Raw genomic sequence first — 15,952 nt, forward strand, 5'->3', positions numbered from 1 at the left:
CAGGCCCGCGAAAAAAATGTATCAGGAATGGACTCGGCGGAGATTTCTCATTTGCCTCAGTTGCTTAAATTCGCTGTGCTGGCCGTGCTCGCGGGAGCGTTCACGCCCGCCTGCGCGTCGCCTTTCCGTGCCGAGGGTGAGGCTTCGGACAAGGCGCCGTCCGCCGGGAAGCGGCCGGGCACGCTCGTGAAAGACGCCCACGTTCCGCTCAATCAGCGGTTTCAGACGCTCGACGAATATCTCGCCTTTCTCGAGAAGCGTTCGGCGATCGACGATGCCTGGTATCGCGAGGTCGAGCCCGGTCTCTACCGGTTCGAGACCGGCAATTATCGCGGCCCGCCTACAGAGAAGCGGCTCTTCACGCGGGACGAGCTCATGCGAAAATTCGGCTTCACCCGCTAGCTAGCGCGCCGGACCCAGTTCAAGCGCGCGCGAGATCGGACAGGCGACCGCAGCCGTGCCAAGCTTTATCAATGAAAAGAAAAGGCGCCCCGGCCGAAGCCGGAGCGCCTCTTCTCCTTAGCAGGACCAAGGATCAGACGATGACCATGTCCTGGTTGGGCGCGAGGCCGCCGCCGGCGCCAGCGCCCGCACTGCTCGCCATCAGCTCTGAGGCCCCGAACAGGATGTCGCTCATCTGCACCTTGTCGCCCTGGACGACGATCTGCAGATCGTAGCCGCCGACGCCGTCGGTATCCGCGAACAGCTTGCCCCCGGTGAGCTTGACGTCGCCGCTGTCGATGCCGAACGCGCTCAGATCGATCACGTCGTTGCCCGAATCGAAGTCGCGGATTTTGTCCTTGGAACCGGCTTCGAGGAACACGAAGCTGTCATTGCCGGCACCGCCGGTCAGCTCGTTGTTGGCGCTGTTGGCGATGAGGATATCGTCACCCGCGCCGCCGACCGCATTCTCGATCACGGTGCCGTAGGCGATGGAGATGTTATCGCTCATCAGGCCGTCGACATAATATTGGCCGAACAGATCGAGATAGAGGTCGTAGGTTTCCTGCGACCTCGCCTCGAGGCCTTCCTCGGCACGCCGTGCGTTGATCTCCTCGAGCGTCGGGATGTCGGCGGAAAGGAAGCCGCCGCCGCTGCTGAAGGAGCCGGGATTGAGGTTGATGATCGACGGCGTATCGAAGCCCGAAAGGTCGAGCGTGTCCCTGCTGCCGCCGGCATCCCAGATGGTCACGACCGGAGTGGTGTTGTTGGCGAAGTCGAATGAGCCCCCGGTCTCTTCCGTCGTGTTGAAACCGTAGGTGTTGTTGCCCGTGCGCGTGGTCATGTCGGCGCCGTATATCCGCTGGATGGCGGCGACGTCATGGACGCTCGGGGTCGACGAGTAGCGATAGGTGAGGAATTCCCAGTCGACGTGGTTGGAACCGGTTTCCTCGCTGTCCCAATAGGACATGATCGAATACTGGTTCGAATCCTGATAATATTCGGCGCCGTTTTCGTAATTGACGTCGAAGCCCGGGCCGAAATTATAGTCGCCCGGATGCTCGAGGCCGAGCGAGTGGCCCAGCTCGTGGATGAGCGTGGTCAGGCCATACTGGCCCTCGTCGAACAGATGGTTCGAGGCCTGGTTCGGATTGACGAAAACGTCGCCCGAAATTTCGGCGTAGGAGACGATCGAGCCGTCGTCCTGGACGATTCCGGTCGTGCCGTAATCATAGGGCAGATAGGCCGACGCCTGGATCGGGCCGGTCGTGGTGTTCATGAAGTTGAGATCGGCCTCCGAGAAATGCTTCTCGACGAAGGTGACCGCGATCAGATCGTCCCAGGATTCGATCGCCTGGCGGGTAGCCTCGCGCTGCTCCGCATCGAAGGCCGAGAAACCGTTGGCGACGGCGAAGCCGACATATTGCGCATCGGTGCCGTCGGCGGCGACGGTGTAGACATAGGGATCGGGAAGGGTCGACTTGGTCTCGTAAAAGCCGAACGCAAGCTCGGTCAGCGGCTGGCCCGGCGCGGTGCCCTTCGCCTGGGCGAGGAAATACCATTCATTGTCGGCCGTGCCCTGGGCGCCGGCCCAGTTGGCGCCGGAATTGTAGAAATTGCCCTCATATTCCTGAACGCCGATGCCGCGGTTCAGATAATAAGCCGCTTCCTCGATCGTGAAGACCGGCTTGTCGCGGATCGTGCCGCCCTGGCCGTCGACGGACGCGTCATAATAGACGAGATCGTCGTGATAGGAACGACCGGCGCTCCAATCGTCCTCATAATGAAATTCGTTCACATAACGTGCCATTACATTCTCTCCCACTTATTGGTGATGATTCACCCGTTCCTGCCGGCCGGGGCCAGGGCAGAATCTCGCTGAGGGAAGCGCGCGGCGCTCCCTCGACCGCCGCGTTGCCCGCGGCTTGTCCGGTTATTGGCACCGCGCGCGGCGGTGCTCCGAATTGAATGAGGTTGGCGCGCGCCTGCGACCGTCATCGAAACGACCGCCATCGCGCCTGAACAAAGAGCTTTTCCGACCCCGAAAGTGGACACAAGCCCAAATCACCCCTTCTGGCGGCCGGTGCGACACGCCAATCCTTACGAAAGAAAGGGCCGGAGCCGCTTTCCCCTGAACGACAGCGATTTCAAAGAATCCGCAATCCGCCCGCAATCCCTTTTGACTATGAAAAAAATGGAGAGTCAACAAGAGGTTAACAGCCACGGAATTCCGCGGGTTTAAAAGGTTAATTTTCGCCACGAGGCGCTCCGGGAAGGCGGCGCCAGCCGCCGCGAACCTCGTGGATGAGGCGCCGGATGCGGCGAGTCCCTCCCCCGCTGGCCCTTCTCCGGCCTCCACGCTAAGCACCGGCGGCATGACGCGTTTCGCCCTCCAGCCTGGTCTCGACCCGGTTGCCCTCGCCCGCATATTCGCCGCGGCGGGCCGGCTGCAGGTAGTCGATTTCCTGCGCGAGGATTGCGCGACGGCCCTGTTTCAGGAGCTCAGCAAAAGCACCAGGTGGCGGCTGGCGATCAACAAGGGCGATCAGATCCTGGATTTCAGGGAGACGGATGTCGCGGCCTGGCCGGCGGACAAGAAGGCGGCGATCGAGCGGGCGGTGGCGCTTGGCGGCCGTCACGGTTTCCAGTTCCGCTACGAGACGATCCGGCTGCACAAGGAAGATGCGGACGGGGCGCCGCCGCTGCTGACCCGCTTCACCGAATTCCTCTGCTCGCCCGAGATGGTCGCGTTCATGCGCACTTTGACCGGCGCCGACGATATCGCGTTCGCCGACGCCCATGCGTCGCGCTACAGGCCCGGCCATTTCCTCACCACCCATGACGACAGGATGGAGGATATGGGCCGGCGGGCGGCCTATGTGCTGAACCTCACCCCGCAATGGCGGCCGGACTGGGGTGGGCTGCTGCTATTCTACGATTCGCGCGGCAACGTCGTTCGGGGCTACACGCCCGGCTTCAACATGCTCAATATCTTCAAGGTGCCGCAGCCGCACAGCGTGAGCTGGGTGACGCCGCTCGCGGCCCATCCGCGCTATGCCGTCACGGGCTGGCTGCGCGCGGGCGAACCGGGCTGAGAGCGCTTTCTTGGAGCGGGATGCGGTCACATTGAATCGTCACCCTGAACTTGTTTCAGGGTCCACCTACCCACCGGTCGTGTGGCTCGGAAATGGATGCTGAAACAAGTTCAGCATGACGAGATGGTGCAATCCAAACTCATTCATACCCTAGCCCCTATGCCGGTCGCGGGCACTTGCGAATAATCAGTCAGCACCGGCCCGAGCGTCTCCTTCAAGGGCTCCAGCCAGCGCTCATAGGGTTTCCAGCGTCCGATCCCCGCCTGGTTGATCGGACGACGGACCTGCTCCGAGCTCGCGCTGCGGACCGCGCGTTCATTCTGGTGGAAACCAAGGCAGGCTTCCTCGAACGGCAGGCCGAGATAGTCGAGCAAAGCGCGGACCTCTCCCTCGGTGTCGTCGACCAGCCGCTCGTAGATGACGCGATGGACGCGGCCCGGCAGCACTTCATCCACGTGCCGGAGCATTTCCACATAATCCCGGTAATAACTGCCCATCTCGCCGAGATCGTAGGTGAAGCGCTGCTCCATCGCATATAGCTGCTTGAAGTTCGAGAAGCAGCAATCGAGCGGGTGGCGGCGCACGTCGATGATCTTCGCATTGGGCAGCATCATGTGGATGAGGCCGACATGGGCCCAGTTGTTGGGCAGCTTGTCGACGAAGAACGGGCGCTCGCTGTCCCGGTGGACCCGGGTGCGCTCGATATATTCCTCGCCCAGCGCGCGCAGCTGTTCGGCGTCGAGATCGGCCACGGTTTCGGGATAGGCCGAGCCGGCCTGGCCGAACGACCGCGCGCCCAGGCGCCTCGCCAGGATCGGCACGTCGGGAAGCTCGGCGGTGCCTTCAATCCGTGAATGGCTGGCAAGGATCTGCTCGACGAGGGTGGAGCCCGAACGCTGGACGCCGATGACGAAGATCGGATCGGGCGCGGCGCAGCCCTGGCCTTGCCGGGCATCGAAGAAGGCCGGCGTGAACAGGGCTTCGGCGCGGCGGACGAGCGCGCTCGTCTCGGCCGCGTCATACTCGAACTGGGCGCGGCGAAGGCGGTTGCCCTCGGCATAATGGGCGAAGGATGGCTCCCATTGCCCGCGGTCCTCGAACGCCTTGCCGAGCGCGAACTTGATCCTGAGGCGTTCGTCGGGCGAGACGTCGGCCCGCTCCGCCGCCTCGCTCATCGCGGCGATGTCGTCGTCGTCGAAGCGAACGGTCTGGAGGCTCGCCAGGCTCCACCAGGCAATCCCCGCCTTGGGCGAAAGCGCTATGACCCGCCGGTAGGCGGCAATGCTGTCGTCGAGACGGCCGAGCGTACGCAAAATGTGGCCGTAAGAGAGCCATGTGGCCTGCTGGTCCGGGAAGCGGGCGAGCAGTGTTTCGAAGATCGCCGCCGCTTCCTCGTAGCGGCCCATCCCGTTCAGGATATTCGCCTTCAGATCGAGATAGGGCGGATGGCCGGGCTGAGCAGCCAATAGTCTTTCGGCCTGTTCGAGCGCTTCCTCGCGCCTGGCGAGTTTGGCGAGGACGTCCGCGAGCTCCTGCCGCGCGGGACCGTAAGACGGTGCAAGATCGAGCGCTCGGCGGAGCATCGGGACGGCGTCCTCGCTTTGGCCGAAGGCCCTGGCGACGCCGGCCAGCATCCTCAGTGCGACGGGGTCCCGGGGGTGGCTCGCCAAATGGGGCCGCAGCAGGCGCTCGGCGGCACCTGCCTTGCCTTCGTTGAGAGCCCGGGCGGCGGCGGCCATGTCCGGATGAAGAATCGAGATTCGAAGCGCTTCCAGCTCGGCCTGCGTCGCTCGCTCATATTCGTCCATGCGGCGCAGCGCCGCCGCCGAGAGCAGCAGCGCATCCACATTGTCGGGCGCTTCGCGGAGAATGGCGGTCGCCTTGGCCAGAGCGGCGGCGGGCTTGTCGCGCAGCGACCGGCCGGCCTCGGCGATGCGGGCGGCGGCCGACGCCGGCGCCTGTTCATCCGATGCTGCCATTCTCATTCCTCTCGATTCCGGTCGCGCCGCGACGTTGCGCGAAGAAGCCCCTATTGCTCGCGGAGGGCCGTCTGGCTGAGCTTGGTGAGCGGCGAGAGAATGTAGCTCATCACCGATCTCTTGTCGCCGAGCAGGCTGACGTCGGCGATCATGCCGGGGCCGATCTCCAGCGGCTTGCCTTCCTTGCCGACAAGCTTGTCGTCGGTCGCGACCCGCACGGTGTAGAAGCTTTCGCCGGTGCGTTCGTTCAGCGTCGCGTCGGGCGAGATGGCGACCACCTTTCCGTCCAGCGCGCCATAGATCGAAGAATCATAAGCGGTGATGTTGATCTTCGCGTCCTGCCCGATCCGGACCCAGGCGATGTCGGATGGCCGCATCTGAACCTCGACCAGCAGATTCTCCTCGCTGGGCACGATCTCGACCAAAGGCGCGCCGGGCTGAATGGTGCCGCCGACCGTGGTCACCAGCACCCGGTTGACGCGGCCGGCGAGCGGCGAGCGGACCACGGTGCGCTCGACCCGCTCGGAGAGGGCCGGCAAAGCGCGGCGCAGCGCCACCATCTCGGCCTGGGCGGCGGCGAGCTCCTGGGCGGCGCGCGAACGCCAATCCTGACGCTGTTGCGCGAGGCTCGCCCGCGCCTCGGCCACGCTCGACTGCGCCCGGCTGACGGCGGCGGAGGCGGCGGCGACATCGCTGGACGCGATAGCGGCCGTATTCTCGGCCTGGACGAGCGTCAGGCGCGGCTCGATGCCGCGCTCGACGAGCGGACGGATCAGGTTGAGCTCGGTCTCAGCCGCGCCGAGGGCGGACCGGCGGGAGGCCAGCGCCGCTTCGGCTTCGGCGACACTGCGCTCCGCCTGGACGGCGCGGGCGTTGGCCGCGCCGAGCATGCTGGTCAGATCCGCCATCCTGGCCGTGTGGAGCGAGCGCTCGATCGCGATCTGCTCGGCCAGGCTGGGATTGGTGGCGGCCGGAAAATCGGGCGACCGCCCCGCCACTTCGGCCTCCAGCCGCGCGATCTTGGCGCGGAGCGAATCGAATTGGGACTGGTTGCTCGAATAGTCCGAGCCGGTCGCGGTCTCGTCGAGACGGATAAGCGCGGCGCCGCGCTTCACCATGTCGCCGGTCCGCACCAATATCTCCTCGACGATGCCGCCTTCCAGGTTGGAAACGATCTGTAGCTGCGAGCTCGGGATGATCCGTCCCTGGCCCCGCACGGTGCGGTCCAGCTGGGTGAGCGAAGCCCAGATGATGAAGACCAGCACGAAGCCGACGATCATCCAGAGAAGGATGTTCGCCGCCGTCTTCGGGCGCACGCGGGTCACATAATCTTCGAGCGCTGTCTCGCTCATATCGCGGCCACCTTGGGTCGATTAAGCTTGGAGATGATCTGGTCGCGCGGCCCGTCGGCGACGATCTTGCCGCGGTCGACGATGATGACGCGCTGGACCAGCCGCAGGAAAGGGGTGCGGTGCGTGATGACGAGGAAGGTGCGCCCGGTGAGATCCTTCTCGAGCCGGTCGAGCAAGGCGCTCTCGGTCTGCTGGTCCATCGCGCTCGAAGGCTCGTCGAAGACCAAAACGGCCGGACGTGTCGCCAGCGCGCGGGCGATGGCGATCGACTGGCGCTGCCCGCCCGAAAGGCCTTCGCCGCGGTCAGCGAGCCTGCGGTCGTAGCCGTTGGCGATCTGGCCCATGAACTGGTGCGTGCCCGAAAGCTCGGCCGCCCGGATCATCTCCTCGTCGTCGATGCCGGCCCGGTCGAGCACGATATTCTCGCGCACCGAGCCGGAGAGCAACACGCTGTCCTGCATCGAGCTGCCGACCTTGCGCCGGAGATCGAGCGGGTCGAGCTGGCGGATGTCGGTGCCGTCGAGAAGGATGACCCCTTCTTCCGGCTCGTAGAGGCCGAGCAGCAGCTTGGCGATGGTCGACTTGCCCGAGCCGACGCGGCCGAGCAAAGCGACATGCTCGCCCGGCTGAAGCGTGAAGGTCACGCCCTCCAGCGCCTTCTCCGGCGCTCCCGGGTAGCGGAAATGGACGTTGCGGAACTCGATCAGGCCCTTGGTGCGGGTCAGGACGAGAGGTTCGCCTTCCGGGCCTTCGGGCTTGGTTTCCATCATGCCGTTGATCTGCCGATAGGCCGTGCGCGTGGCCGATATGCGCGACAGAAGCGTCGCGATCTGCCCGAGCGGGGCGACAGCCCTGCCGGAAAGGATCGAGCAGGCGATCAGGCCGCCCATGGTGAGATCCTGGGTCGCGATGAGCCCGACGCCGACGATGACGACGCCGGCATAGGAGATCGTCTGTGCGGATCCGGCGATGGTGACGCCGATATTGGCGAGCAGGCGCTGCTTGAGGGTGGTGTCGCTATGCTCTTCGATCGCGTCGAGCCAGCGCCGGGTGAGGATCGGGGCGGCGCCCGAGGTCTTGACGGTCTCGAGACCGCCGATCGTCTCGACCAGCACCGTCTGCTTCAGGAGGCCCTGCCCCATGGACTTGGCCGCCAGCCGGTCCATCGCCGGATACGTGAGGATTCCGGTGACGATGACGATCGGGATCATGACAAGAGGAACGGCGACGACGACCCCGCCGATCATCGCGATGACGGCGAGCGTGATGAGGATGAACGGCACATCGACCACGGCGGTGAGCGTCGCGGAGGCGAAGAAGTCGCGCAGCGTCTCCAACTCGCGGATGATGCCGGCCAGCGCGCCGGTGGAACCCTTTTTCTGGTCGAGCCGGATGGCGAGCAGGCGCGAGAAGACGCTGTCCCCGACCTCCCGGTCAATGCGGGCGCCGGCGACGTCGACGAAATAGGCGCGCAGCGTCTTCAGACCGAAATCGAATATAATGACGATGGCGAGGCCGATCGACAGCGCGATGAGCGACGAGGTGGCGTTGTTGGGCAGCACCCGGTCATAGACCACCATCGTGAAGATGGATGTGATCAGCGCGAACAGGTTGATCAGCGCCGCGGCCAGCGCGACCCTGATATAGATCGACCGGTTCTTGCGCATCGGCTCCATCAGCCAGGGCGCGAAACGCTCCTTGGGAACCTCGACAATCTTCTCGTCGCTCATGGCGTCTCCAATACGGGCGGATCGATGTCTAGGGTCGACAGGAGCCGGCCGGTTCGCGACAGCAGGACATAGCGCGCCGCGTCCAGCTCCGTGATGCTGCGGATATAGGTCGCGGCGACGTTGAAATAGCCGCTTTCGGATTCGAGCAGGTCGAACAGGGTGCCGCGCGCGACCCGGAAGCGCTCGGCGAGCACGTCGCGCGACTGGCGGCTGGCTATGTAGCTGTTTTCGAGCGCGGCGAGCTGCTGTTCGAGCGCGACGACGTCGGACCAAGCGATCGCCGCCTCCCGCTCCGCTTCGCTGCGGACGCGGGCGGCGCTGGCTTCGGCGGCATTGGCGCGGGCCGCGGCCTGGTCGGCGCGTGCCGCGCCGGGGCCGAGGAAACGGTAGCGCAAGGTGGCGCGGCCGCGAATGTCGTAGTCGGAACCCGAAAGGCCGTATTTGCCGGCGTCGACGCCGACGGCGATGCTGGGGTAAGTGGCGGCGCGCTCGGCCCGCGCCTCGCGCTGGGCGGCCCGGGCGATTGCGGCGGCGCTTTCGACCTGAGCGGTGGAACGAGCCAGGAATTCGGCCGCATCCTTGGTCGTGGCGGGAACCTCCAGGGTCGGAGCGCGGCCGAGGCCCGGCGGCGCCGGCACACCGAACATCTCCTCGAACCGCGCCTCGGCATTGGCGAGCTGGCGGCGGTAGCGGGAAAGGTCGGCCTCGGCCGAGGCGATATAGCTCTCGACCCGGGGCAGGTCGCCCGGCGCGGAGACACCCTGGGCGATGCGCGTCTGGATCGCCCCCCTCAGATCCTGCTGATTTTCGAGGAAGGCGTCGCCCAGCCCGACGAGGGCGCGATAGGCGAACACGTCGTACCAGGCGGCGATGGCCTGGAGCGCGACCTGGTCGGCCGACGCCTCGGCCTGGAAGCTCGCCGCGCGCAGCCTGGCCCCGGCAGCGGCGATCCGGTTGGCGGTGGCGCCGAAATCCCACAAGGTCTGCTGGACCGCGGCGGTCAAGTCGGTGCGCGCCCGCGACCGGGAGCGTTCGATGATATTGTCCGGATCCTGATCGAACTCGCGCGACAGGGTACGTTGGGAATTGACGGCGAGATCGACCGTGGGGAAGAGGCCGGAGCGGGCTTCGTCCTCCGCCGCCTCGGCCTCGGCGATGCCCGCCTGCGCCTCGTCGACCCGCGGGTGCAGGTCGACGGCGCGCTGCACCAGCCTCAGGAACTGATCGTCGGGCGCGCTCTCGCGGGCGAGGCCGAGAATGGGATCGGCGGCGATATCGATCCGCAACGGATCACGCTCCGGCTCGGGCAGCGCCTCCACCGACGAGGCCACCGGCACGCCCATGGCGGGATCGACCGGCGATCCCGATGGGGCCTGCGCTTGTGAAAGCGCGGCCGCTGCTAGTGCGAACAACGAAACTGTCATGCCCAAAAACCCTGTCTCCACAAGGAGAAGAGAACCCCGTGGTCGCCCCTTAAAACATCCTGCGGGCTACCGCCATGTATTTAAAGGCGCTTTTGGTGGACGTGGTGGCGTAGGGGAGATTCCTGTCCAGGAATGGGAAGGACGGTCAGGATGGCACCAAATGTCTGTTGCGCCTATCGGCGCCCGTCTAGGCCGTGCAGGAACCACATCGGCGGCGGGCGCGTATCAGCCGCGTGAGAAAAGGAGACTATCATGAAAATCCCAGGACTGAGCGTCGCGGCGATCGGCACATGCCTGATCGCCGGATGCGCATCGAGCACGACCGAAGCGGTGATGCGGCTCGATCCGGCGCGGGCGGCGTCCGTGGGACTGGGGGAGGTGGTCGTCACCAATGCCTCGGGGGTGGAGAGCGACACATTGGTTCAGACGATGACGGCGGCCATCCGCGACAAGATCGAAGAATGCGCGACGGGCAATGTACCGACGCGCTTCGAAGTGACGGTAACCGAGATGAAAGGACAGAATGCCGCTAAGACGATGCTGCTCGGAGACAGCAATCGGGCGCGCGGCAGCGTCAAGCTGATCGACATGGCGAGCGGCGCCACGATCGGCGATTACGATCTCAACCATTCCAAAGGCAGCGGCGGCATCATCGGCATGATCGCGCTCGCCGACGCGGAAAGGAACATGGGCAACGCGTTCGGCGACCAGATTTGTGACAAGGTCATCGCCGGCCGCTGAGCAGGTCGCGTCCGGCGGACCAGGGAGGCGGACCGCTCAGCTTCCCCTGAGCGCCGCCACCAGTTCCGGGTCGGTCACGATCTTGTCGACGACCGCCGTCAGCGCCCGGTCCAGCCCGCGCTTGGCGCTGTCCCCGTCGGCCAGCATCGTCGACGCCTCGACGCCGCTGCTGTCATAATCCTTCACGAATTCGGGCGCCCCGGGCCGCGCGACGGTTACGGTCAGGCGAACGTCGGGAACCACGGAGCCCGATATCAGCCCGGTCCTGAACGACGCGAAGAAGCTTTTCACTGCGACCCGCATCGAAGCGCCGTCCGGAGCGTGGCTGTAGCCGCGCGCGGCCAGCGCACCCTCCAGGTTCGCCCGCACCACGTCTTCGATCGGCTGGCTCGACCGGATGGCCCCCATGTCCATTCCATAGCCATTCTTCTTCTGGCCGATCATGGTCCGGTTCTGGACCCGCGCGTCGACCACGGTCAGCGCGACCGGGCCCGCGCCGGCGAGTTGCTCAGCACTGCCCTGGTAGCGGGTGTTGAGGACTTCGATCGCCTCGCTCGTCGCGCAGCCGGGCAGCGCCATCGCCGCCGCCAGGATCAGGCACGCTCGTTTCATATTCACCTCCATCGCTCTCGCTACTTTCAGACCGGCCCCGGTCCCATACGGAGACAACGGAGTTGATCGAATAACCGCAACCGTCCGGCCTGTCAGGGGATATTGTCGGCAAGCCCTTGATGCGGCAGCGGCGGCGGGCGGCCGAGGCAGTTGACGCCAATGGCTTTAACCGCTCGAATGAACCAAGCTGGCGTTTGCGCCATCGATGGGGACGGGGGGATAAGGCCATGTTGGGGACACTCATCGTGTTGGGTGCGGCGATGCAGAGCGCGGCCACGAATCAAGCGGCGGACGCTTGGACAAATTGCCTGGTTCGCCAGGTGGAACGGACTCACCGCGGCAATGCGACGACAGACGCGATCGTCGACGGGGCGATGCGCGCCTGCGCGGCGCAGGAGCTCAATGTGCGGCGCGGGATGGAACGCGATTTCGGCAATTATACCGCGGCGGAGGTTTCCGCCGAACTGGACAAGCTCAACCGCCATACGCGCGCCGAGATGCGCACGGCCGTGGCGCGGCTGCGCGGCCAGCGAACCGCCGCGGCTCCCCGCGCCGCCCAGCCCGCCGCGGGATCGCGGGTCCGCCGGCCGTTGGAATTCTTCAACAAATGCCATTATCCGGTGCGCTATTTCATCTATCATATCGGATCGGACGGAAAGTGGCGGACGCACGGCTGGTATAATGCCCCGGCCAACCAGGCCGCTCGCGGGATCATCGACACCCGACGGCAGCCCGTCCTCCATCTCGAGGGCGAGCGGCTTTATTCTTATGCGGAGACCACCGGCGGCCCGACCATCACCTGGTACGGTAAGCAGCCGGTGACGTTCGGCGGCGCCCGCTATTCCACCCTCCAGTCGAGCTTGAGCGTGGTGAATGGCAAGTATCAATTCGGCGTCAATTGCGCGGGACGCTGAGCGCGCCTCACCCGCTACTCGCTTATAATAGCCGTTACCTGATTACGCTGCCGACCCGGGGGCCAAGACATGTCATTGATAAGGTTCGGCGCACTGGCGATCGTCGCCTTCGTCCTGGCGACCCTCGGCGCGGATCTGGTCGCCAGGATGTTGGTGGCGGGCGACCCGGCCGGCCTGGCGGCGTCGGAGCATCTGTACTAGGCGGCCGTCGCCAAGCGATTGACGATGACGCGTGCCATGGTGCTGTTCGGCGTCATCGCGGCCGCTCTGCTCTCTCTCTCTCTCTATTATTTAGGCTATCATGGATCGCAGCTGGCTTGCGCGACGCGCAATGGACGGCGGCGGGCGAGTGAATCCATGGCCTTGCGTATTTATGTCGCGTCGGCCTTCGCGCTGGTCGGCTCTGGCACCGCGTATGCCGGGTCGCTTCACGCTGATGGCTTGGCGACCGCGGCTCCGGGCATCGCTCCCTCGACGATATTATTCGAATGCCATGTCGGCGGAAAGAGCGCGCGGATCACGTCCGCCGGCGACCGGCTGACCTATCGCTACGGGACCACCGACGAGGCGGAGCTCACCCTCAGCGAAACCGCGACCGGCGGCAACATCTTCTACATGGCGCAACGTTATGCCGGGATGCAGTATCAGCTGCGCTTCGCCAACGGCGACACCAGCTACATCGTCTTCGCTTCCGAAGGGAACGCCCATGTCGGCGCGAACAGCGGCTCCGGGCTGGTCGTGATGCGCGGCGCCGACACTATTATGGACGAGCCCTGCGCGCGCTATTCCGAGTTCAGCGCCAACTTCGATTATTCCACGCTTCCGGAAGACAGCGAAACCTATTCGGCGATGTAGATGCCGGGCTGACCCAGGAGAGTCACCGCCGCGGATTCGGGATGAGCGTCGACCGCGGTCGCAGATGGTCGGCGAGAAGAAGCATCGCTTTTCCATCGATGGCGGTCATGGGCCGGGCTTTCGCCGACGCGCCGCGGCGACCTCGCGCCGCTCCCCGTCGGCACAAACGAAAACTCCCCCGAAGCCCATGGGCTCCGAGGGAGTTTTCGTATCTGGTTGCGGGAGTAGGATTTGAACCTACGACCTTCAGGTTATGAGCCTGACGAGCTACCGGGCTGCTCCATCCCGCGCCAAACGACTGAGCCGCCCGTGACACGCAATGCGTGCCGACGAGCGGCTCTGTGTGAATGGGTTCGAATATGATCCTTCATTTCCTCGCGCGCCGGCTGCAAAGCCTGGCGACGACCTACTCTTCCACTGCTTAAGCAATAGTACCATCGGCGCTGTCTGGTTTCACGGCCGAGTTCGGGATGGGATCGGGTGGGTCACAGACGCTATGGCCACCAAGCTATGAAGCCGGCGCGTAAGGAAATTGGGATCACTAGAAATCGATGCGTGCACTAAATCTGCTGTCCATCGACAGAATGGATCGACGTCCAAACCTGTCGTTGATGGTGGGATTCATCAAGCGCGAATAGAGCAATTAGGACCGGTTAGCTCCATGCCTTACGGCACTTCCACATCCGGCCTATCAACGTCGTGGTCTCCGACGGCTCTATGATAACTTATCTTGAGGGAGGCTTCCCGCTTAGATGCTTTCAGCGGTTATCCCGTCCATACATAGCTACCCTGCTGCACTGCTGGCGCAATGACAGGTCCACCAGAGGTATGTTCAACCCGGTCCTCTCGTACTAGGGTCAACTCCTCTCAATTATCGACGCCCACGGCAGATAGGGACCAAACTGTCTCGCGACGTTCTGAACCCAGCTCACGTACCACTTTAATTGGCGAACAGCCAAACCCTTGGGACCTGCTCCAGCCCCAGGATGTGATGAGCCGACATCGAGGTGCCAAACAACCCCGTCGATATGAGCTCTTGGGGGTTATCAGCCTGTTATCCCCGGCGTACCTTTTATCCGTTGAGCGATGGCCCTTCCACGAGGGACCACCGGATCACTATGACCGACTTTCGTCTCTGCTCGACTTGTCAGTCTCGCAGTCAGGCGGGCTTATGCCATTGCACTCTAACAGACGGTTTCCAACCGTCCTGAGCCCACCATCGCGCGCCTCCGTTACTCTTTAGGAGGCGACCGCCCCAGTCAAACTACCCGCCACAGAGGGTCCCTGTTCCGGCTTACGGAACGAGGTTAGACATCAGAAAACAACAGGGTGGTATTTCACATTGTGGCTCCACGACAGCTGGCGCCATCGCTTCAAAGCCTCCCACCTATTCTACACAGTTCTTTCCTAATGCCACTCTGAAGCTGCAGTAAAGGTGCACGGGGTCTTTCCGTCTAACCGCGGGTACTCCGCATCTTCACGGAGAATTCAATTTCGCTGAGCATGTACTGGAGACAGTGGGGAAGTCGTTACGCCATTCGTGCAGGTCGGAACTTACCCGACAAGGAATTTCGCTACCTTAGGACCGTTATAGTTACGGCCGCCGTTTACCTGGGCTTCATTTCGGAGCTTGCACCCCTCCACTTAACCTTCAGGCACCGGGCAGGCGTCAGGCCCTATACGTCGTCTTGAAGCCGACTTAGCAGAGCCCTGTGTTTTTGCTAAACAGTCGCTACCCCCTGGCCTGTGCCCCCTCAACCTGCTTGCGCAAGATGAGGGCCTCCTTCTTCCGAAGGTACGGAGGCAATTTGCCGAGTTCCTTCAGTACACTTCTCTCAAGCGCCTTGGTATACTCTACCAGACCACCTGTGTCGGTTTCGGGTACGGTCTATACGGTGGGGCTATTTCCTGGAACCTCTTCGAAGCCTTCCCAATCCGATAAGGAAAGACAACTTACGAGATCCGTCACACACCACCAGGCCCACGAATATTAACGTGGTTCCCATCGACTACCCCCTTCGGGCTCGTCTTAGGGGCCGGCTCACCCTGCGCGGATTAGCCTTGCGCAGGAACCCTTGGTCTTTCGGCGACAGGGCATCTCACCCTGTTTATCGCTACTCATGTCAGCATTCGCACTTCCGATACCTCCACGGTCGGTTACCCTTCCGCTTCATCGGCCTACGGAACGCTCCGCTACCGCTCGATCGCAAGCGATCGAACCCTAAGCTTCGGTACGTATCTTGAGCCCCGTTACATCTTCGCCGCAGGAACCCTTATTTAGACCAGTGAGCTGTTACGCTTTCTTTAAAGGATGGCTGCTTCTAAGCCAACCTCCTGGTTGTTTTGGGATTCCCACATGCTTTCCCACTTAGATACGATTTGGGGACCTTAGCTGTAGGTTAGGGCTGTTTCCCTTTTGACGACGGACCTTAGCACCCGCCGTCTGTCTCCCGGATATTACTCGATGGTATTCGGAGTTTGGTTAGGTTTGGTAGACCTCGCGGCCCCCTAGCCCATCCAGTGCTCTACCCCCATCGGTATTCGTCCGAGGCACTACCTCAATAGTTTTCGCGGAGAACCAGCTATTTCCCGGCTTGATTGGCCTTTCACCCCTAAACACAACTCATCCGACAACTTTTCAACGTTGAACGGTTCGGACCTCCAGTGAGTGTTACCTCACCTTCATCCTGGTCATGCCTAGATCGCCGGGTTTCGGGTCTAATGCATCAAACTCAGTCGCCCTATTCAGACTCGCTTTCGCTGCGCCTACACCTATCGGCTTAAGCTTGCTTGATACATTAAGTCACTG

At 63.5% G+C, this 15,952-nt stretch carries 12 protein-coding genes, 1 tRNA gene and 2 rRNA genes (1 of these 15 cut by a window edge); 6 read left to right on the forward strand and 9 right to left on the reverse strand.

What is annotated here, in order from left to right; translation table 11 throughout:
* The first annotated feature begins 27 nt into the window (after positions 1 to 27).
* Entirely contained in the window at positions 28 to 402 is a 375-nt protein-coding gene (locus ACFQRC_RS13655; protein WP_379962172.1) for a hypothetical protein, read from the forward strand.
* A 133-nt stretch (positions 403 to 535) separates the two neighbouring features.
* Here the strand turns inward: ACFQRC_RS13655 and ACFQRC_RS13660 are convergent, their stop codons facing one another.
* Entirely contained in the window at positions 536 to 2,251 is a 1,716-nt protein-coding gene (locus ACFQRC_RS13660) for a M10 family metallopeptidase (protein WP_379962174.1), read from the reverse strand.
* 565 nt (positions 2,252 to 2,816) lie between these two features.
* On the opposite strand from ACFQRC_RS13660, the gene ACFQRC_RS13665 reads away from it, so the two are divergent.
* The gene (locus ACFQRC_RS13665; protein ID WP_379962176.1) at positions 2,817 to 3,536 is read left to right on the forward strand and encodes a 2OG-Fe(II) oxygenase; all 720 of its coding nucleotides are present in this window, start codon (positions 2,817 to 2,819) and stop codon (positions 3,534 to 3,536) included.
* Between the two features lie 143 nt (positions 3,537 to 3,679).
* On the opposite strand, the gene ACFQRC_RS13670 is transcribed toward ACFQRC_RS13665, so the two are convergent.
* Genes ACFQRC_RS13670 through ACFQRC_RS13685 form a run of 4 tightly spaced genes read right to left on the reverse strand, consistent with a single transcriptional unit; the run spans position 3,680 to position 10,021 of the window.
* Positions 3,680 to 5,515 (reverse strand): tetratricopeptide repeat-containing sulfotransferase family protein, encoded by a 1,836-nt coding sequence (locus ACFQRC_RS13670; protein ID WP_379962178.1) that lies wholly within the window; start codon positions 5,513 to 5,515, stop codon positions 3,680 to 3,682.
* A 50-nt stretch (positions 5,516 to 5,565) separates the two neighbouring features.
* On the reverse strand, positions 5,566 to 6,867 hold the full coding sequence (locus tag ACFQRC_RS13675; RefSeq protein ID WP_379962180.1) for an HlyD family type I secretion periplasmic adaptor subunit: 1,302 nt from the start codon (positions 6,865 to 6,867) through the stop codon (positions 5,566 to 5,568).
* On the reverse strand, positions 6,864 to 8,597 hold the full coding sequence (locus tag ACFQRC_RS13680; protein ID WP_379962182.1) for a type I secretion system permease/ATPase: 1,734 nt from the start codon (positions 8,595 to 8,597) through the stop codon (positions 6,864 to 6,866). Before ACFQRC_RS13680 ends, ACFQRC_RS13675 begins: the two co-directional genes overlap by 4 nt.
* Positions 8,594 to 10,021, reverse strand: coding sequence for a TolC family protein (locus ACFQRC_RS13685; RefSeq protein ID WP_379962184.1), 1,428 nt, complete (start codon positions 10,019 to 10,021; stop codon positions 8,594 to 8,596). The genes ACFQRC_RS13680 and ACFQRC_RS13685 overlap by 4 nt, the downstream gene beginning before the upstream one ends.
* Before the next feature lie 252 nt (positions 10,022 to 10,273).
* Here ACFQRC_RS13685 and ACFQRC_RS13690 point away from each other — a divergent pair, with 252 nt between their 5' ends.
* Positions 10,274 to 10,762 (forward strand): hypothetical protein, encoded by a 489-nt coding sequence (locus ACFQRC_RS13690; protein WP_379962186.1) that lies wholly within the window; start codon positions 10,274 to 10,276, stop codon positions 10,760 to 10,762.
* Between the two features lie 36 nt (positions 10,763 to 10,798).
* Here ACFQRC_RS13690 and ACFQRC_RS13695 read toward each other — a convergent pair whose 3' ends face one another.
* A complete protein-coding gene (locus ACFQRC_RS13695; protein WP_379962188.1) occupies positions 10,799 to 11,374 on the reverse strand; it encodes a YajG family lipoprotein in 576 nt (191 codons plus the stop codon).
* 320 nt (positions 11,375 to 11,694) lie between these two features.
* On the opposite strand from ACFQRC_RS13695, the gene ACFQRC_RS13700 reads away from it, so the two are divergent.
* From ACFQRC_RS13700 to ACFQRC_RS13710, 3 genes are all read left to right on the forward strand, one after another.
* On the forward strand, positions 11,695 to 12,288 hold the full coding sequence (locus ACFQRC_RS13700) for a hypothetical protein (protein ID WP_379962190.1): 594 nt from the start codon (positions 11,695 to 11,697) through the stop codon (positions 12,286 to 12,288).
* Positions 12,289 to 12,357: 69 nt separating this feature from the next.
* Positions 12,358 to 12,489, forward strand: coding sequence for a hypothetical protein (locus ACFQRC_RS13705; RefSeq protein ID WP_379962192.1), 132 nt, complete (start codon positions 12,358 to 12,360; stop codon positions 12,487 to 12,489).
* A 24-nt stretch (positions 12,490 to 12,513) separates the two neighbouring features.
* A complete protein-coding gene (locus ACFQRC_RS13710) occupies positions 12,514 to 13,143 on the forward strand; it encodes a hypothetical protein (protein ID WP_379962194.1) in 630 nt (209 codons plus the stop codon).
* Positions 13,144 to 13,356: 213 nt separating this feature from the next.
* Here the strand turns inward: ACFQRC_RS13710 and ACFQRC_RS13715 are convergent.
* From ACFQRC_RS13715 to ACFQRC_RS13725, 3 genes are all read right to left on the reverse strand, one after another.
* Positions 13,357 to 13,433 (reverse strand) — tRNA-Met (locus ACFQRC_RS13715).
* A 103-nt stretch (positions 13,434 to 13,536) separates the two neighbouring features.
* Positions 13,537 to 13,651, reverse strand: a 5S ribosomal RNA gene (gene rrf, locus ACFQRC_RS13720).
* Between the two features lie 115 nt (positions 13,652 to 13,766).
* Positions 13,767 to 15,952: ribosomal RNA gene (locus ACFQRC_RS13725) — 23S ribosomal RNA — on the reverse strand; it runs 613 nt beyond the window's last position.

This window comes from Enterovirga sp. GCM10030262, assembly GCF_042666435.1.
Classification (GTDB): domain Bacteria; phylum Pseudomonadota; class Alphaproteobacteria; order Sphingomonadales; family Sphingomonadaceae; genus Allosphingosinicella.